Here is a 17,359-nt window from a genome sequence, read left to right on the forward strand (position 1 = left end):
CCGAGGGGCGTGGTCCCGTCCCGGTCCCCCGTGGCGACTGAGGCTGGAGTCACCCATCCCCTGCTGGAGCGGCAACTCCGGGCGCTGGGGCTGGACGAGGCCACGCCCCCGGACCCCGGGGTCTGGCGCCAGTTCCTCGCGCAGGTGGAGGGCGCCTACGCCGGGGCCGACGAGGACCGCGCTCAGGCCGCCACCGAGCGGCAGCGGGCGGCGCAGGCCGGGCAGGAGCAGAGGGCCTTTTACGAGGGCATCCTGGGGCGGCTGCCCGTGGAGGTCGCCGTGCTCGACCCCGGGGGGCGGTACCTCTTCTGCAACCGGGCGGCCATCCGCGACGACGCCATCCGGGCGTGGATCATCGGCCGCACCGACCGCGAGTACGTCGAGCACCGGGGCTTCGACCCGGGGGTGGCCCTTCGCCGCGAGGCCCGCTTCCGGGCGGCGGTCGAGGGGGGCCGTCCGGTCTCCTGGGAGGAGACGTTCACCACCCCCGGGGGCGAGCCGAGGCACCACCTGCGGCACTTCAACCCGGTGTTCGCCCCGGACGAGCGGCTGGAGATGGTCCTGGGGTACGGCCGCGACGTCACCGAGCGGCGGGCGGCGCAAGACGCCCTCCAGGCGCTGAACGGCGAACTGGAGCGGCGGGTGGGCGAGCGCACCGAGGAGCTGCGGCGGCTGAACGAGCAGCTTCAGCACGACGCCTTCCACGACGCGCTCACCGGCCTGCCGAACCGCGCGCTGCTGCGAGACCGGCTGGGGCAGGCCGTCGAGCGGTACCACCGTCGGCCGGGCAGCGGCTTCGCGGTGCTGCTCCTCGACTGCGACCGTTTCAAGGGGGTCAACGACTCGCTCGGGCACACGGCGGGGGACGCCCTGCTGGTCGAGATGGCGGGGCGGCTCAGGGAGTGTGTCCGGCCGCTCGACACGGTGGCGCGCATGGGCGGGGACGAGTTCGTGATCCTGCTGGAGGAGGTGGACCCGGGGCGGGCGCTGCGGGCCGCCGAGCGCGTTCAGCGGGCGCTGGGAACGCCGCTCTCCCTGGGAGGCCAGGACGTGCAGATGTCGGCGAGCATCGGGGTGGTCCTGGCCGACCCCGCGCACACCTGCCCGGAGGACGTGCTGCGCGACGCGGACATCGCCATGTACCGGGCCAAGGCGCGGGGCCGGGCCGGGCACCAGCTCTTCACCGCCCAGATGCGCGCCGAGGCGCTGAACCTGATTACCCTGGAGCGCGACTTGCGCCGCGCCGTGCGGGACGGGCAGCTCACGGTGGAGTACCAGCCTATCGTCGCCCTGAGCAGCGGCGAGCCGGAGGGCTTCGAGGCGCTCGTGCGCTGGTCGCACCCCACCCTGGGGCCGGTTTCCCCCGTCCAGTTCATCCCGGTCGCCGAGGAGAGCGGGCTGATCCTCGACCTCGACCGCTGGGTGCTGCGCGAGGCCTGCGTCCGGATGGAAGCCTGGCGGCGGGAGGTTCCGCACGCGGGCCCCCTCAGCCTCAGCGTGAACTTCTCCGGGCAGCAGTTCGCCCAGCCCGACCTGTGCGAGCGGGTCGAGGAGATCCTGCGCGAGACCGGCTTCGACCCACACCTGCTGCGCATCGAGATGACCGAGAGCGTCCTCGTGCAGGATTCGGAGGTCGCCCGCGCGAACTTTGGGCGCCTGCGGGCCCTGGGCATCGGGCTGCACATCGACGACTTCGGCACCGGCTACTCCTCGCTGGGCTACCTCCAGCACCACCCGGTCAACGTCATCAAGATCGACCGCTCCTTCATCACGCGCATGTCGGCCAGCGCCGAGAGCGCCGAACTCGTCCGCACGATGATCGGCATGGCCCGTCACCTCGGCCTGCGGGTGGTCGCCGAGGGCGTCGAGTCGCCGGGGCAGCTCGACGCCCTGCGCGGGCTGGGCTGCGACTACGGGCAGGGCTACCTCTTCTCCCGCCCGCTGAGCCCGGGGGCGGCCGCGCTCTTCTTGCAGGGCGCGCGTGGGCCCTCGTCCGGCCACGAGGTCACGAGTTGAGAACGCGCCGAACGCCGAAAGAAGAAAGAGGGGCGCGCTCCCCGTAAGGCTTTGGGGGGCGACAGGCCCTCGTCCTCGTCTTTGGAAACGCGGTTTCGCCCTCTCCTCGAGGGCAATTTCGGGACTGATTCCCTCTCCTCCTTTGGAGTCCCGCCGCCGCTGGGCGCGCCCATGTCTCCCGCCCTGTTCGGGAAGTTCAGCGGGGGGGGGACAGGTCGGGGGAAACTGGCTGGGAGAAGCGCGAACCGCCGGGCCACCCTGCCCGCCGGGGTCGGCCTCGGCCACGCCCCCAACCTGGGCCGGGCGAGGGATGCCTGCGGCGGCTGACGACGCGGGGAGGACGGACGCCGCGCCCGCGCATGTCGTGACGAGGCGGGCGGGTATCCCCCATGAACCCCCCTCAGGTCTTGTCCTCGCGGCGCAGGGGCGTTCGCCGCAGGGTCACCTCGCCGTCCACCAGATGCCAGTACAGCCCGCCCTCCGTCATACCCGATGCGGCGGGAGGCGGCGTCGGTGGCGGGGCGCAACCCCTCGATGAGGCGGGCCTTGTGGCGCCCGAAGCGGCGGGTGGCGCTCGACATGCTCATCGCGGCGATGGCCTCGCCGTTGAGGTCGCGGATGGGGGCGGCGACGCTTCACACGCCGGTCACCCGCTCCTCGATGGCGAGGGCGTAGCCCCGCTCGCGGGTGCGGGCGAGGTCGGAGAGGAGTTCGTCGCGGCTCGTGATCGTGTTCGGCGTGTACGCCCGCAGCGGCCCCGACGCGAAGGCGCGCTCGATGTCCGCCTGGGGCCGGTGCGCGAGGATGACCTTGCCGAGGGCGGTCGCGTGAGGGGGCAACGTGGCGCCGACGCGGGTCTCCGTCAGCGGCGGGTGGCCCTCCACCCTGTCGATGCAGATCACCTGCCCCCCGTCGAAGGCCGCCAGATGCACCGTCTCCCTCACGACCTCGGCGAGGTGCGTCATCTCCTCGCAGGCGACGGCGCGCCAGGGCGTGTGCGACATCAGCACGGCGTTGAGCGCCATCACCCGGAAGCCCAGCCGGTAGCGCCCGGTGACGAAGCGGTGCAGCAGCCCGATCTGCGTCAGCGTGGTGAGGAGCGCGTGGGCGCTCGACTTCGACATTCCCAGCGCGCGGGCGGCCTGGGTCACCCCCACCTCGGGGCTCTCGATTTTTCCAGGAGGCGTCCGGGCTCGGCCCGGTCCGTCCGGGGCAGCGTCAGGGTGGCGGTCGTGCCCTCGCCCACCCGGCTTTCCAGCGTCAGGGTGCCGCCGTGCGCCTCGGCCAGGGTGCGGGCGATACTCAGGCCGAGGCCGCTGCCGGGGGCGCTCCGGGCATCATCGACGCGGTGCAGGCGGTCGAAGACCCGCTCCAGATGTTCGGGGGGAATGCCCCGCCCCGTGTCCCGCACGGTGAGGCGCCAAGTCGCTGCCTCCGGTGCCTCGGCGCCAAGCGTCACCGTGCCCCCGGGCGGCGTGTGGTTGAGGGCGTTCTGAACGAGATTGTGCAGAACCTGGGTGACTCGCACCGGGTCGATCCAGGCAGGCGGCCCCCCGGCAGCCTGGACGGTGAGCGTCACACCCGCGTGCCCGGCTCGGTCCTCGAAGGCGGCCACCACCCCGGCGAGGAGCGCCCCGACGCTCACCTCCCGGCGGTGCAGGGTCAGGTCCCCCGCGTCGGCGAGCGACAGCAGGCGCAGGTCCCCGGTCAGGTGCAGCAGGTGCCCCGTCTGGGTGTGGAGGCGGGTCAATCTCTCGGGCGTGGGGCTCAGGGTGCCCTCCAGCATCGCCTCCAGCGTGGCGCGCATGACGCTCAGCGGCGTGGTGAGGTCGTGCGCGATGTCGGCGCTCAACTGCCGACTCGCCACCCGGCGCCTCTCCAGCTCCGCCGTCATGGCGTTGAAGGCGGCCAGCAGCTCGCCCAGCTCGTCCGGCGGACCTGCGGGAAGGGGCTGGGGCGCGCGGCCCACGGTCAGGGACCGGACTCCGCGTTGCAGGGCCCGCAGCGGCGCGAGGAGGTGGCGCGAGACGGCGGCCCCCAGCCCGGTGGCGAGCAGGGCCGCCAGTCCCACGGCCCCCAGCAGCAGCAGGGCGGTCTGCGTCAGGAACGTCTGGCTTTGCGCGTCGAGGGGTGGGAGCGTGCCCGTGGCGTACAGGTAGGCGACGGCCTTCCCGTTCACCCGGACCTCCCGCAGCCCGGCCCGCCGCGCGGCGGGGAGGACCGCCCCCGTCGGGTAACCGGGGACGCCACTCAGCACGCGAAACTCCGGGTCCAGCACCAGGAAGGGAGGCAGGGAGGTCGGCGGCGGCGGGCGACGCTCCGGCTCCAGGTTGCGCTCCTCGGGCGGCGGCTCCTGGGGTTGCAGCCCCGCCAGGGTGCCCCTCCAGCGGTAGTGTGCCCGAATGTTGTTGTCCAGTTCGCGCAGCACCTCCGCCTCCCGCAGGGCCAGGTAGGTGTGCCGGGCGTACCCGAAGGTCACCCCGGCCAGCAGCAGCAGGGCGGGCAGGCTCACCAGGGTGAAGGCGCGGACGAGCCGGGCGCGCAGGCTTCTCAAGGCCCCCTCCTCCTCACGGCACCTCCCGCAGGCGGTAGCCCACCCCGTAGACCGTCTCCAGCAACTCCGCGTCCTCACTCAACTTGGCGCGCAGGTTGCGGACGTGCACGTTGATGGTGCGCTCCGAGCCGCCCGCGTCCTCCTGGAGGTGCGTGAGCAGTTCCGCCCGGGTGAACACGCGCTGGGGACTCAGCAGCAGTAGGTGCAGCAGCTCGAACTCCACCCGGGTGAGGTGGACCACCTCGCCCCGGAGCCGGACCTCGCGGCTCCGGGCGTCGAGACTCAGCGCGCCGTGCCGGAGCGGGCCGCATTCTCCCACCGGTCGTGTGCGCCGCAGCAAGGCCTTGACCCGCGCGAGGAGTTCGGCGACCGAGAAGGGCTTGGTCACGTAGTCGTCGGCCCCCAGTTCCAGGGCGAGCACCTTGTCGGCCTCGCCCTCCCGCGCCGTCAGCATCAGGACGGGGGCGTCCGACTCGGCCCGCAGCCGCCGCAACACCTCCAGCCCGCCCAGGCCCGGCAGCATCACGTCGAGCACGATCAGGTCGGGCCCGGTGTGAAGCGCGGCCTGGAGTCCCGCGCGACCCTCCCGCGCCGACGTGACCCGGTAGCCCAACGCCCCGAAATACTCGTGCAGCAGGGCACTCATGTCCGGGTTGTCCTCGATGACGAGCAGGTGTGGCACGCGCTTCCTCCCCTTTCTGTAAGGCAGCTTACGGGGCCCTCCGGGGAGGAAGCCAGCTCACTACTCCAGTTCTGAACAAGTGTTCGGTACAACGGGGCTTCGGGACCCGACCTTCCTGGGGCCACGGTGGCCCACGCTCCCTTCTTCCCGGAGGCACCTTGAAACGTTCCCTCACCCTGGCACTCCTGATAGGAACGGCGGCGTTCGGCGGCCGCCTCGCCACCACCGCGCTCGCGGGCGGGGCCGGGCCGACCCCCCCGGCAACCGCCACCCTGCGCGCGGACGGCACGGTCGTCACCACGGGCCTGCGCCTCGGCGGCCAGAACGTCACCCTTCCGGCGCAGTGCGTGGGGCTCACCAACCAGACCGCCCGGGTGGTGTGCGCGGCCAATGCCTTCCTCGCCACGCTGAGCGCCGAGCAGCGGGCCAGGGTCCTCCTGCCCGCGTCGAAAGCGAACGCGGCTCGGTGGTCTAACCTCCCCGTCGCCATCGTGCCGCGTAACGGCGTCGCGCTCGGCACCCTGAACCCCACCCAGCTCGCCGCCGCGCTCGCGGTCGTGAAGACCGTGACGGGCTCTGCGGTGGACGAGGGCTACGACGAGGTGTTGCAGCTTCGCCTCGCCGACGACGTGCTCAACATCTCGGGCAACACGAACGGCGTGGGGGGCGGAGGAGCGCCTCCTGGCCCGCCCCCGAACGGAGCGCCTGCGGGTGGGACACCTCCCGGTGGAGCGCCAGGAGGCTCGCCGCCGACCGGAGGCTTCCCGGCGGGAGGTCTCACGGGGAACGATTACGGCAGCGGCCTGTACTCCCTGGCCTTTCTGGGCACCCCCAGCACGACGGGCACGTGGCAGCTCCAGTTCGGCGGGCACCACCTCGCGGTGAACACGACCTTCAGGGCCGGACAGGTCGTGGGCGCCACGCCGAAGTTCACCGGGGTGGAACCCAGGGTCTGGACGGCGAACGGCAAGACCTACGCGCCGCTCAGGACCGAACACGACACGATGGCCGCTATGCTCGCGGGGCTCAACGGCAAGCAGCTCGCCGCCGCCCGGCTCTCCCAGACCTTCAGCGACGTGCTGCTGGGACCGGGGAAGGACGGCCAGTTCCCCGCCACGAAGGCGGGCGTGCGGGTCGGCACGCTGGGCGCCGCGCAAAGAGCCCGGGTGCTCGCCGCCATCCGGCCCTGGGTGCAGGACGCCGACGACGCCACCGCCGCCCGGCTCCTGGCCGTGTACGGGCAGGAATTGAACGATACCTACATCGCCTACTCCGGCAACCCCACGCTGACGAAGAACGCCGATTACGTCCGCATCGACGGCCCCAGCGTGTGGATCGAGTTCGCGTGCCAGAACGGCGTCGTGTACCGCTCGCAGATTCACTACCACACCATCTGGCGCGACCACACCCGCGACTACGGCGGCGAGTACAGCTTCTAGACCCCTGCCCTTCCCCTCACCGGAAAGAGGTGCCGTATGAAGAAGAGTCTGCTCGCCCTCCCCCTCAGCCTCGCCCTGCTGCTCGCCGGGTGTGGCAGCACGACGACCGGGACCGACGACAGCACGGACACGGGCACGGGCGGCGACCCGATCAGCACCGGCACGACCGCCGAGGTGGTCGCCGCCGCAAACGCCTTCCTCGCCACCCTCTCGACGAGTCAGCAGTCGAGCGTGGTGCTGACCCGCACCCAGGCCGAGGCCATCCAGTGGTCAAACCTGCCCTGTGGGTCGAACTGCCGCAACGGCATCCAGTTCAGCACCCTGAGCGCGACTCAGCTCGCCGCCGCGCAAGCGGTCGTGAAGGCCGCGATGGGCACCACCACCAATGAGGGCTACGACGAGGCCATGCAAATTCGCGCCGCCGACGACGTGTTGGGCGCAGCGGGCAGCAGTGGCGGTGGACCGGGGGGCGGCGGGTACAGTTCCGGAACCTACTTCCTCGCCTTCCTGAACACGCCTAGCACGACCGGGCAGTGGCAGCTTCAGTTCGGCGGGCATCACCTCGCCGTCAACATCACCTACAACGCCGGAGCGGTGACCGGCACCACCCCGATGTTCGAGGGCGTGGAACCCAAGTGCTGGTCGGTCACGGGGGGCACCACGACGGCCAACAACTGCACGGCGCCGGGCACGAGCGGCAGCACGACGACCTACGCGCCGCTGTACCAGGAGCAGCAGGCGATGGCCGCTATGCTCGCGGGCCTGAGCAGCACTCAGCTTGCCAGCGCCAGACTGAGCACGACCTTCAGTGACGTGCTCCTGGGCCCGGGGGAGGACGGCCAGTTCCCCGCCACCAAGCAAGGGCTCGCGGTCAGCAGCCTCAGCACGGCACAGAAAGCGCTTGTGCTCGCGGCAATGAAGCCCTGGGTGCAGGACGTGGATGACACCACCGCCGCCGCGCTCCTCCAGATCTACCAGAACGAGCTGGACAGCACCTACATCGCTTACTCGGGCAATGCGACCCTGAACAACAATGCCGATTACGTGCGGATCGACGGGCCGAGCGCGTGGATCGAGTTCGTGTGTCAGACCGGAGTGGTGTACTCTAGCCAGATTCACTACCACTCGGTCTGGCGCGACCACACCCGCGACTACGGCGCGAGCTACTCCTTCTGAAGCCTGATCCGGAGGGCGGCAAGACCGTTTGACGTGTCCGTCTTCCCGCCCCTCTCGTCTCCCCGACCCCGAGGTGCCCGCCTTGACCCTCCCCGGAACGCCCCTTTTCACCTGGCTGCTGGCCCTGCTCCTCGCCCTGCTGCCGGGGCGGGTGTCGGCGCACCCCATGCCGACCACCACCCTGCAACTCGACCTCCACCCCACGTCCGTCACGGCGGAACTCGCGCTCCCCCTGAACGAACTGCAACTGGCAACGCGCTGGAATCTGCTCGGCAATCCCTCGGCCCTGGAACAGTACGGTTCGCAACTGAGAGCCTACCTGCTGGGGCACCTCGCCGCCACCACGCCCTCCGGGCAGGCCTGGACCGTCAGCGTGGGCGAACCGACGCTGACCCAGGCCGAGCAGACGATGACCGGCCCCTACCAGGAGTTCGTGGTGCCCGTGCAACTCACGCCCCCCGCCGGGGCGAGCACCCGCACCTTCACGCTGAAGTACGACGCCATCGTGCATCAGGTGGCGACCCACAACATCCTCGTCTCTCTGCGGCGTGACTGGGAGCGCGGATTGAACAACGAGGGCGGGAACGAGAACGTGGAGGTCGGCGTCATCCGCACCGACACGCGCACCGGGCTCGTGCCGCTCCTCCCCGTGAATCAGGAACAGGGCAGCGCGTGGCGGGGCTTCGTCGGCATCTTCAAGCTCGGGGTGCGCCACATCGCCGAGGGCACCGACCACCTCCTGTTCCTGCTGACCCTGCTGCTTCCCGCCCCGCTGCTGGCCGTGATGGGGCGCCGTCCGCACTGGGAAGGCTTCGGCGACACCCGGCGCTCGCTGCTGAACATCGTCAAGATCACCACGGCCTTCACGGTCGGCCACTCCCTGACCCTGTTGCTGGGCACCCTGCGGATCGTGAACGTCCCAGACCAGCCCATCGAGGCACTGATCGCCGTCTCGATCCTGGTCTCGGCCGTCCACGCCCTGCGGCCGATCTTTCCCGGGCGGGAGTTGGTCGTGGCCGGGGGCTTCGGGCTGATTCACGGGCTGGCCTTTTCCTACACCCTGGCGGAGTTGAACCTCAGTCCGTGGCAAACGGCGCTGAGCCTGCTCGGCTTCAACCTGGGGATCGAGGCGATGCAGCTCGTGGTGATCGCGGTGACGATGCCGTGGCTGATCCTGCTGGCCCAGACGAAGCTCTACCCCCCGGTGCGCGTGACCGGGGCCTCGCTCGCCGTGCTGGCCTCGCTGGGCTGGCTGGGGCAGCGGCTGGGCGTGGAGAACCCGCTGGGCACGCTGGCGGACAACCTGGGACTCGTCGGCCCGTGGGCCCTGCTCGCGCTGGCGGCCCTGGCCGTGGTGGGGTTCGTCCTCACGCGGCCGAGGAATACGCAGACCTCCCCGTCCTGAGGAGGGAGAGCCCCGTCAGTGTCTGGATGTGGGCTCCTCCGGGCAAGGAAGGGTCGGGGCCTCGGGGGGGGGCGTCACGTCAGGCTGGGTCGAGACGGCGGCCTGCCCGGCGGCGAGGACGGCCCCACTCCTGACCTCCCTCAGCAGGCAGTCGAGGTCGGGTTTGTAATAGCGGTCGTGTTCCAGCGGCGGGGTGAGGCGCCGGATGAACCGGTACGCGCCGTCCACGCCCGCGCCCGCCCGCAGGGGCTGGAAGTCGAGGGCCTGCGAGGCGCACAGGAGTTCGATGCTCAGGACGGTGGCCGTGTTCTCGAGCACCTGCCGCAGCTTGCGCCCGGCGTGGGCGCCCATCGAGACGTGGTCCTCCTGGTTGGCGCTGGTGGGGATGGAGTCCACGCTCGCCGGGTGTGAGAGGACCTTGTTCTCGCTGACGAGCGCGGCGGCGGTGTACTGGGCGATCATCAGGCCGCTGTTCAGGCCCCCGTGCGGGGTGAGAAAGCCCGGCAGGCCGCTGAGGGCCGGGTTCAGGAGTTGCTCGCAGCGCCGCTCGGAGATGCTGGCGAGTTCCGCCACGGCCACCGTGAGCGCGTCGGCGGTCAGCGCGAGGGGCTGGCCGTGGAAGTTCCCGCCGCTGACCACCTCGCCCGTCTCCGGGAAGATCAGGGGGTTGTCGGTCACGGAGGCGAACTCGGTGGCGAGGACCCGCTCCGCGTGGGCGATCACGTCGAGGGTCGCGCCGTGGACCTGGGGAACGGCCCGCAGGCTGTAGGCGTCCTGCACCCGCCCGCAGTCCGCGTGGGAGGGCGCGATCTCGCTCCCCGCCAGGAAGGCCCGCACCTCCGAGGCGGCCTCCAGCGCGCCGGGGTGCGGGCGCAGCCTCACCACGTCGTCCCGGAAGGGCCGGTGACTTCCCCGCAGGGCCTCGACCGTCAGCGCCGCCGCGAGGTTGGCGGTGCGCGCGAGCAGCCGGGCGTCGAGGACGCTCAGGGCGAGGAGGCTGCCCATGAGCTGCGTGCCGTTGATCAGGGCGAGCCCCTCCTTGGCCTGGAGTTCGAGCGGCGCGAGGCCGAGGTCGGCGAGGACCCCGGCGGCCGGTCGCGCGGCTCCCCCGTGGTCGACGCTGCCCTGGCCGATCAGGGCCAGCGCGAGGTGGGCCAGCGGGGCGAGGTCACCGCTCGCGCCCACCGAGCCCTGGGCGGGGATGACGGGGTGCGCCCCGGCGTTCAGCAGGGCGAGCAGCAATTCCACGACCTCCTCGCGCACGCCGGAGTGCCCCAGCGCGAGCGACTGGGCGCGCAGGAGCATCATGCCGCGCACGACCTCGGTGGGCAGCGGCTCCCCCACCCCGATGGCGTGCGAGACGATCAGGTTGTGCTGGAGGTGGGCCAGTTCCTCCCGGGGAATACGGACGGTGGCGAACTTCCCGAAGCCGGTGTTCACCCCGTAGACGGCCTCGTCCCCGTCCACGATGCGCTCGATGACGGCGCGGGCCCGGCGGAGCCGCTCACGAGCACCCGGCGCCAGCGTCACCGGCTCGCCGCCGCGCACGACGCGCCCGAAGTCGGAAAGGGTCAGGTGGCGATCCAGAATCATCTTGGGACCTCAGAGGGAGATGCGCTCCCCGCCCACGAACACGTCGCGGACGGGGGAGGCGCCGAGGGTATACACGAGGTCGCGCCAGTCGGGCGAGTGCAGCGCGAGAAAGTCGGCCCGCTGTCCCGCCGCCAGGGCGCCCCGGTCGCGCAGGCCCAGCGCGGCGGCGGCGTTGACCGTGCCCGCCGTCAGCGCCTCGGCGGGCGTGAGGCCGTTCAGGCGCACGGCCAGGGCCAGGGCGAGCCCGGCGTTGAAGAGGGGCGAGCTGCCCGGGTTCAGGTCGGTGCCGACGGCCACGCAGGCTCCGGCGTCGATCAGCGCGCGGGCGGGCGCGGCGGGCAGCCCCAGGTGGAGCGTCACGCCGGGAAGCACCGTCGCCACGGTCTCCGAGGCGGCCAGCGCCACGATCTGCGCCGGGCCGCTCGCCTCCAGGTGGTCCACGCTGAGCGCCCCGAGGTCGCAGGCGAGCTCTACCCCGCCGAGCGCGTGGAACTGGTCGGCGTGCAGCTTCACGCCCAGGTCATGCCCCCGCGCGGCGCTGAGGATCGCCCGCGTCTCCCCTACCGTGAAGGCCTCCCGCTCGCAGAACACGTCCACCGCGACGGCCAGCCCCTCGCCCGCCACTTGGGGAATGAGTTCGGCACAGACCGCCTGCACGTACGCCGCGCGGCCCGTCTCGGGGGGCACGTGGATCAGCAGGGTGGGGAGCAGCGTCACGGACAGAAGCGATTGCAACTCGCGCACCGCGCGGAGCATCCGCACCTCAGCCTCGAAGTCCAGCCCGTACCCGCTCTTGACCTCGACCGTGGTCGCGCCGGAACGCGCCAGGGCCTCCAGGCGGGGCCGGGCGAGTTGAACGAGTTCCTCCATCGGGGCCGCCGCCGTCGCCCGCACCGTGGAGCGGATGCCGCCCCCGCGCGCCAGCATCTCCTCGTACGGCACCCCCGCCAGACGGGCCTCGAAGTCGGCCAGGCGGTCCCCGGCCCAGACGGCGTGCGTGTGCGGGTCCACCAGGCCGGGCACGACCGCCACGCCTCCCAGGTCCCGCGTGCTCGGCGTTCGGGGAGCGTCCCGTCGCGGCCCCACCCAGGCGACGAGCCCGCCCTGGACGAGCAGGGCGGCGTCCTCCACCACGGTCAGCTCACGCATGGCCGGGCCACGCTGGGGACCGGGGGCGGGCGTCACCAGGTGCGAGATGCCCGTGAACAACGTCTCCCAGCTCTCAGGACCGGGGCTGTCACGACGAGGCATCGAACACCTCGCACAGCGTCTCCAGGATGAGCCGCGCCGCGATCAAGGCGCTACGGCCCGAGGGATCGAGGTTCGGCGCGAGTTCCACGAGGTCGAGGCCGACCAGCGTGTGCCGCCGCACGGTCTCACGGATGACCCTCAGGGCGAGCGCGTAGGTGAAGCCGTCCGGCTCGGGGCTGCTCGTGCCCGGCAGCACGGCGGGGTCGAAGGCGTCCGCGTCCACGCTGAGGTAGACCGGACGCCCGGCGGGGAGCGCCCCCAGCACATCCCGGAAGAGGGCTTCGACCTCCTCCATCGGCACCAGCGTGTGCCCGCGTTCCCCCGCCGCCGCCACCGCCTCCGGGTCGTGTCTCAGCCCGCGCAGCCCCAGCGTGGTGATGTGAACGAGGTTGGGGAGGGCCTCCGCCGCCCGTCGGAAGGGGCTGGAGTTGCTGTAGCGCGTGTCGTTGCGCACGTCCGTGAAGTCGAGGTGCGCGTCGAGTTGGACGACGTGGAGGTCGGGCACGTCCCGAAAGGCGCACAGCAGCGGGAAGGTGACACTGTGGTCCCCACCGAGGAAGACGGGGAGGCGGCAGCGTGACCGGACCCGCCGGGCCGCCTCCATGATGCGTTCCCGCGCGAGTTCCGGCTCCAGGCTGGGGAGAACCACGTCCCCCGCGTCGGCAAAAGTTACGCCCACCAGGCGGGTCCGGCCGGACAGGTCGGTGAAGGGCGGAACGTAGCGCAGGCTGGCCTCCCGTAGCGCGCGGGGGGCGAAACGGGCCCCAGGCCGGAAACCCAGCGCGAGATCGAAGGGGATGCCCAGGACCGCCACGTCTGCACTCCACTCATCCCCCGTCTCCACGGTGGGCGCGCGGGCAAAGGAGGCGATGCCGCCGTAGGGAAGGTGGGAGGGAGTGGTCACGGAACCCTCCGGTAAATCGGGAGGACGTGGGCGGCCCCGTTTGGAGGAGTGCTCCCGCCTTGACCCCCAAACCTCCTCCCGCCCGCCTGTACCATGTCCCCATGACGGACCCCGCGTTCCAGGCCATGAGCGTGGAGGAGTACCTGCGCTCGGAGGAGACGAGTCCCTACAAGCGCGAGTACGTGGGCGGCTTCGTGTACTCGCTGCACGGGCAGGCGGGGGTGAGCCAGCCGCACTCGCTGATCAGCATGAACATTGCCGGGACGCTCTTTCCCCAGGCTCGACGGCAGGGATGCCGCCTTCACCTGGCCGACATGCGCCTGCACGTGAATTCGACCATCGTCTACCCCGACGTGATGCTCGTCTGCGGCCAGGACATCCCGCACCCGCTGTACGAGACGGCCCCCTGCCTGCTGGTGGAGGTCCTCTCGCCGAGCACCGCCGCGAACGACCGGGTGGGCAAGTACGCGATGTACACGGGGCTGCCGGGCCTGCAAACGTACCTGATCGTGGAGCAGACCCAGCGGCGCGTCTACGAGTACCAGCGGGCGGGCGACGAGTGGCGGCTGCGCGAGGTGGCGGGGGCGGGTGAGGTGGGGGTGCCCTGCCTGGACCTGAGCCTGTCCCTCGACGACGTGTACGCTGGGGTGCTGGAGCCGCAGTAACGTCATGGCCTGTCCGTGATTCCCAGGCTGGGCAGGTCGAGGCCGCGTTCACGGGCCGTGTCGAGCGCGAGGTCGTATCCGGCGTCCGCGTGGCGGACTACGCCCATGCCGGGGTCGTTGACGAGGCAACGGCTGAGCCTCTGCGCGGCCTCCGGCGTGCCGTCCGCGACCGCCACCAGCCCCGCGTGCTGCGAGAAGCCCAGGCCCACGCCGCCCCCGTGGTGGAAGCTCATCCAGGCCGCGCCCGACGCGATGCCCACCCCGAAGTTCAGGAGCGCCCAGTCGGACACCGCGTCGGAGCCGTCCTTCATCGCCTCGGTCTCGCGGTAGGGGCTGGCGACGCTGCCCGCGTCGAGGTGGTCGCGCCCGATCACGACGGGGGCCTTTAGGCGGCCGTCCGCGACCATCTCGTTGAACAGCAGCGCGGCCCGGTCGCGTTCCTTGTAGCCCAGCCAGCAGATGCGCGCGGGGAGGCCCTGGAAGGCGATCTGATCGGCGGCGTAGGTCAGCCAGGATTGCAACCGCTCGTCCCCCGGGAAGAGGTCGAGCAGTGCCCGGTCGGTCGCGCGGATGTCCCCCGGGTCACCGCTGAGGGCCACCCAGCGGAAGGGGCCACGGCCCTCGCAGAAGGAGTCGCGGATGAAGGCGGGCACGAAGCCGGGGTAGTCGAAGGCGTTCTCCACGCCCGCCTCGAAGGCCCGCTGCCGCAGGTTGTTGCCGTAGTCGAAGGCGACCGCGCCCCGTTTCTGAAGTTCGAGGATGGCGCGGACATGCCCGGCCATCGCCGCGTAGGCCCGCTCGCGGTACACCTCCGGCCGCTCGGCGCGAAGTTTGCCCGCGTCCTCGTCGGGGGCGAGAATCGGAATGTAGCCCCACATCGGGTCGTGCGCGCTCGTCTGGTCGGTCACGAGGTCGGGCGTGTAGCCGATCTCCACCAGCCGGGGGACGAGTTCGGCGGCGTTGCCGAGCAGGCCGATGGAGCGGGCGACGCCCTCCGACTTGTACCGCTCAGCCCGCGCGATGGCGTCCTCCAGGCCGTCCGCCACCTCGTCGAGATACCGGGTGTCCAGGCGCTTCTGGATGCGGGTGGGGTCCACCTCGATGGTGATGCTCACGCCGCCCGCCAGCTTCACCGCGAGGGGCTGCGCGCCGCCCATGCCGCCCAGGCCCGCCGTGACGGTGACGGTGCCCTTCAGGCTGCCGCCGAAGTGCTTTTTCCCGGCGCTGGCAAACGTCTCGTAGGTGCCCTGCACGATGCCCTGGGTGCCGATGTAGATCCAGCTTCCGGCGGTCATCTGGCCGTACATCATCAGGCCCGCCCGGTCGAGCCGGTCGAAGGTCTCCCAGTTCGCCCAGTGCGGCACGAGGTTGGAGTTGGCGATCAAGACGCGCGGCGCCCACTCGTGCGTCTTCAAGACGGCGACGGGTTTGCCCGACTGGATCAGCAGCGTCTCGTCGTTCTCCAGCCGGTCGAGGGTCTCCACGATCCGGTGAAACGCCTCCCAGTTCCGGGCCGCCTTGCCGCGCCCGCCGTACACGACCAGTTCCCCGGGGTGTTCGGCCACCTCGGGGTCGAGGTTATTCATGAGCATGCGCTTGGCGGCTTCCTGAATCCAGCCCCTGGCGGTGCGCTGGGCGCCGCGCGGGGCGCGAACGACGGGGGCCGTCTCGGAGGTCGGGGACTGAGTCATGGGCGGTTCCTTTCGGGACGGGAAGGTTCTGAACTGCGCCCATCGTCCTCCAGTGACCCGACTCCCTCAACACACTTTTCCGGATATGTCGGAAAAGAGCTAGGCTCTCCCCGTGCCCAGAACCCTCTCCACCGTGGACGGTGCCGTGCGCGTACTGGAGGCCTTCGACGCCGACCACACGGAGTGGACGCTCTCCGGGCTGGCCGCCCACCTGGGAGAGCCGACCTCCACCCTGCATGAGCAACTCACGACGCTCGCGGCGAGCGGGTTGCTCGTGCGGGTCGGGCGGGGACGCTACCGGCTGGGGTGGCGGCTGCTGAAGCTCTCCAGCGCCCTGTACGGCAGCGTGCCGTGGTACGCGCCCGCCCACGACGCGATGAACGCACTGGCGCGCGGCACGCACCTGCTGGCCTTTCTGAGCGTGCTGGAGCGGGACCGGGGGGGCGGCGCCCGCGTTCTGTGCATCGCGCGCTCGGTGCAGGGCCGCGACGGGCCCCCGGTGGCGGGCGAGACGCAGTTCGAGCTGCCGCCCCACGCCAGCGCGAGCGGCAAGCTGCTGTATGCCCTGCACGGCCTGGACCCCCCCGGGGACGCCCCCCGCTTCACGCCCTTCACCCTCGGGACCTCCTGGGAGGCGGAGGCCGAGGGAATCCGCGCGGCAGGGCTCGCCGTCACGCGGGACGAGTGGGCCCTCGGCACCGGCGGGCTGGCCGTGCCCCTGCGGGGAGCGGGGGGTGAGGTGCTGGGGGCGCTGGGCGTCAGCTTTCCCAGCACCCGGCGGCGCGACCAGGAGGGCCTGATCCGCCGCCTCCGCGACGCCGCCGACGGGGTGGCCTGGACGCTCGGGCACCGCCCCAGGGGGTGAGGCATGAAGACCCCGAAGGACTCAGTGCGGCTCCTGAACATGGCAGGACACCGGGTCCTTCACGGGAGGTGGTGCCGACGGGTTCCGCTGCTCCGGGGAGGACGGCAGGAAGCCGTGGCAAAAGCCCGACTTCACCCTGCGGACGCCTACGAGGCCTGCGGGTTGACGACCTGCTCGGCGAGTTGGGTCATCTGCTGATCCTGCTCCTTGCGTTCGGCGAGCACCTGCCCCATCTGCTCGGCGGCTTCCTGGTTGCCCAGGGCCTGCGCGTAGGAGCGCAGGGTGCCGTAGGCGGCCATGTAGTAGTGCAGGGCGATCTGCCCCGACGCGATGATCCCCGCGTCGCGCGTGTCGGCGTCGGGAGCCTCACTCATGATGCGCTGACCGGCCTCCAGGATGCCGCGCATGATGGGGTTGTCGATGCCTTCTGTGGACGCGCCCGCCTGCCCCATGGCCTGTTCCAGGCGCTGAATCTGCCCCTGCGCCCGCTGCGTCTGGTCTTGCAGGAGCTGCTGGAGCTGGGGATCCGAAGCGTTCCGCGCGATCTCCTGCGCGGCCTGGAGGCCCTGCTGCTCGGCGCTGTACACCGCCTGCAACCCCTGAACGAACAATTGCTGGAGTCCCTGCCCTTGCATCGCCATAACTCCCGCCTCTCTGCGCCCCCTCGGGGACACCCGGCGAGCTTGCCGCCGATGGTCCGGGCCGTTTGCACGCCCGCGCGCAATCTTGCTGAAGGGTAAAGCGCTGGGGACGAGGCTGTCTCGGTCCCTGCCTGAACGCTCCGCCCCGTCAACAGCCAAGGTGGCTTCACGGCTTTCCGAACGTCCGGTCACGACAAGCGAGGATGGTCAGGGGGCTGGTTGCCGCGCCACACGGCCCCGTCACGAACCCCTTCATCAGGAGGCCCACCATGACCCAGCCCCAGGAAGACGACTCTCAACTCTCCGAAACGGCCCCCGGGGAGGACCAATCTTCGACAGACGACCCGACCTCCGCCGATGCCGACGAGCAGGGGGAGGGCGGCCAGCACGGCAGACCCTCGGACGACTCCGACCCGGGGCACAGTTGAGGAAAGAGGCGCCCCGCCCGCGTGAATTCCCACTCCCGGGGAGGAGCGG

16 protein-coding genes are annotated in these 17,359 nt (G+C 71.5%); 8 read left to right on the forward strand and 8 right to left on the reverse strand.

Annotated features, from left to right (window positions below):
• The first annotated feature begins 30 nt into the window (after positions 1 to 30).
• Complete coding sequence (locus tag DAETH_RS20360; protein ID WP_264778449.1) at positions 31 to 2,016, forward strand: putative bifunctional diguanylate cyclase/phosphodiesterase; 1,986 nt, start codon at positions 31 to 33, stop codon at positions 2,014 to 2,016.
• Between the two features lie 171 nt (positions 2,017 to 2,187).
• Positions 2,188 to 2,343: a hypothetical protein gene (locus DAETH_RS20365; RefSeq protein ID WP_264778450.1), complete on the forward strand. Its 156-nt coding sequence runs from the start codon at positions 2,188 to 2,190 to the stop codon at positions 2,341 to 2,343.
• Between the two features lie 308 nt (positions 2,344 to 2,651).
• Here the strand turns inward: DAETH_RS20365 and DAETH_RS20370 are convergent, their stop codons facing one another.
• The 3 genes from DAETH_RS20370 to DAETH_RS20380 are packed head-to-tail and all read right to left on the reverse strand — an operon-like array spanning position 2,652 to position 5,252.
• Positions 2,652 to 3,167 (reverse strand): IclR family transcriptional regulator, encoded by a 516-nt coding sequence (locus tag DAETH_RS20370; RefSeq protein WP_264778451.1) that lies wholly within the window; start codon positions 3,165 to 3,167, stop codon positions 2,652 to 2,654.
• Complete coding sequence (locus DAETH_RS20375; RefSeq protein ID WP_264778452.1) at positions 3,164 to 4,570, reverse strand: sensor histidine kinase; 1,407 nt, start codon at positions 4,568 to 4,570, stop codon at positions 3,164 to 3,166. Before DAETH_RS20375 ends, DAETH_RS20370 begins: the two co-directional genes overlap by 4 nt.
• A 13-nt stretch (positions 4,571 to 4,583) precedes the next feature.
• Entirely contained in the window at positions 4,584 to 5,252 is a 669-nt protein-coding gene (locus DAETH_RS20380) for a response regulator transcription factor (protein ID WP_264778453.1), read from the reverse strand.
• Between the two features lie 158 nt (positions 5,253 to 5,410).
• Between DAETH_RS20380 and DAETH_RS20385 the strand changes: the two genes are divergently transcribed.
• From DAETH_RS20385 to DAETH_RS20395, 3 genes are all read left to right on the forward strand, one after another.
• On the forward strand, positions 5,411 to 6,691 hold the full coding sequence (locus DAETH_RS20385) for a DUF3500 domain-containing protein (protein ID WP_264778454.1): 1,281 nt from the start codon (positions 5,411 to 5,413) through the stop codon (positions 6,689 to 6,691).
• A gap of 36 nt (positions 6,692 to 6,727) precedes the next feature.
• Positions 6,728 to 7,867, forward strand: coding sequence for a DUF3500 domain-containing protein (locus tag DAETH_RS20390; protein WP_264778455.1), 1,140 nt, complete (start codon positions 6,728 to 6,730; stop codon positions 7,865 to 7,867).
• Positions 7,868 to 7,949: 82 nt separating this feature from the next.
• Positions 7,950 to 9,272 (forward strand): HupE/UreJ family protein, encoded by a 1,323-nt coding sequence (locus DAETH_RS20395; protein ID WP_264778456.1) that lies wholly within the window; start codon positions 7,950 to 7,952, stop codon positions 9,270 to 9,272.
• Between the two features lie 15 nt (positions 9,273 to 9,287).
• Here the strand turns inward: DAETH_RS20395 and hutH are convergent, their stop codons facing one another.
• Genes hutH through DAETH_RS20410 form a run of 3 tightly spaced genes read right to left on the reverse strand, consistent with a single transcriptional unit; the run spans position 9,288 to position 13,020 of the window.
• A complete protein-coding gene (gene hutH / locus DAETH_RS20400; RefSeq protein WP_264778457.1) occupies positions 9,288 to 10,865 on the reverse strand; it encodes a histidine ammonia-lyase in 1,578 nt (525 codons plus the stop codon).
• Between the two features lie 9 nt (positions 10,866 to 10,874).
• Complete coding sequence (gene hutI, locus DAETH_RS20405; RefSeq protein WP_264778458.1) at positions 10,875 to 12,116, reverse strand: imidazolonepropionase; 1,242 nt, start codon at positions 12,114 to 12,116, stop codon at positions 10,875 to 10,877.
• On the reverse strand, positions 12,103 to 13,020 hold the full coding sequence (locus tag DAETH_RS20410) for an arginase family protein (protein WP_264778459.1): 918 nt from the start codon (positions 13,018 to 13,020) through the stop codon (positions 12,103 to 12,105). Before DAETH_RS20410 ends, hutI begins: the two co-directional genes overlap by 14 nt.
• A gap of 101 nt (positions 13,021 to 13,121) precedes the next feature.
• Between DAETH_RS20410 and DAETH_RS20415 the strand changes: the two genes are divergently transcribed.
• Positions 13,122 to 13,685 (forward strand): Uma2 family endonuclease, encoded by a 564-nt coding sequence (locus DAETH_RS20415; RefSeq protein ID WP_264778460.1) that lies wholly within the window; start codon positions 13,122 to 13,124, stop codon positions 13,683 to 13,685.
• A 2-nt stretch (positions 13,686 to 13,687) separates the two neighbouring features.
• On the opposite strand, the gene hutU is transcribed toward DAETH_RS20415, so the two are convergent.
• The gene (hutU, locus tag DAETH_RS20420; RefSeq protein WP_264778461.1) at positions 13,688 to 15,376 is read right to left on the reverse strand and encodes a urocanate hydratase; all 1,689 of its coding nucleotides are present in this window, start codon (positions 15,374 to 15,376) and stop codon (positions 13,688 to 13,690) included.
• Between the two features lie 112 nt (positions 15,377 to 15,488).
• On the opposite strand from hutU, the gene DAETH_RS20425 reads away from it, so the two are divergent.
• On the forward strand, positions 15,489 to 16,241 hold the full coding sequence (locus DAETH_RS20425) for an IclR family transcriptional regulator (RefSeq protein ID WP_264778462.1): 753 nt from the start codon (positions 15,489 to 15,491) through the stop codon (positions 16,239 to 16,241).
• A 146-nt stretch (positions 16,242 to 16,387) separates the two neighbouring features.
• On the opposite strand, the gene DAETH_RS20430 is transcribed toward DAETH_RS20425, so the two are convergent.
• On the reverse strand, positions 16,388 to 16,882 hold the full coding sequence (locus DAETH_RS20430) for a DUF892 family protein (RefSeq protein ID WP_264778463.1): 495 nt from the start codon (positions 16,880 to 16,882) through the stop codon (positions 16,388 to 16,390).
• A gap of 269 nt (positions 16,883 to 17,151) precedes the next feature.
• Here DAETH_RS20430 and DAETH_RS20435 point away from each other — a divergent pair, with 269 nt between their 5' ends.
• Positions 17,152 to 17,310, forward strand: a complete 159-nt coding sequence (locus tag DAETH_RS20435) for a hypothetical protein (RefSeq protein ID WP_264778464.1) — start codon at positions 17,152 to 17,154, stop codon at positions 17,308 to 17,310.
• Positions 17,311 to 17,359 lie beyond the last annotated feature (49 nt).

Origin of the sequence: Deinococcus aetherius (genome assembly GCF_025997855.1) — a bacterium.
GTDB classification, from domain to species: Bacteria; Deinococcota; Deinococci; order Deinococcales; family Deinococcaceae; genus Deinococcus; species Deinococcus aetherius.

Coding starts and splice junctions, on each gene's coding strand:
- DAETH_RS20365 (WP_264778450.1), top strand. CDS start 2,188: ATGTCTCCCGCCCTGTTCGGGAAGTTCAGCGGGGGGGGGACAGGTCGG.
- DAETH_RS20390 (WP_264778455.1), top strand. CDS start 6,728: ATGAAGAAGAGTCTGCTCGCCCTCCCCCTCAGCCTCGCCCTGCTGCTC.
- hutH (WP_264778457.1), bottom strand. CDS start 10,865: ATGATTCTGGATCGCCACCTGACCCTTTCCGACTTCGGGCGCGTCGTG.
- hutI (WP_264778458.1), bottom strand. CDS start 12,116: ATGCCTCGTCGTGACAGCCCCGGTCCTGAGAGCTGGGAGACGTTGTTC.
- DAETH_RS20415 (WP_264778460.1), top strand. CDS start 13,122: ATGACGGACCCCGCGTTCCAGGCCATGAGCGTGGAGGAGTACCTGCGC.
- hutU (WP_264778461.1), bottom strand. CDS start 15,376: ATGACTCAGTCCCCGACCTCCGAGACGGCCCCCGTCGTTCGCGCCCCG.
- DAETH_RS20430 (WP_264778463.1), bottom strand. CDS start 16,882: ATGGCGATGCAAGGGCAGGGACTCCAGCAATTGTTCGTTCAGGGGTTG.
- DAETH_RS20435 (WP_264778464.1), top strand. CDS start 17,152: ATGACCCAGCCCCAGGAAGACGACTCTCAACTCTCCGAAACGGCCCCC.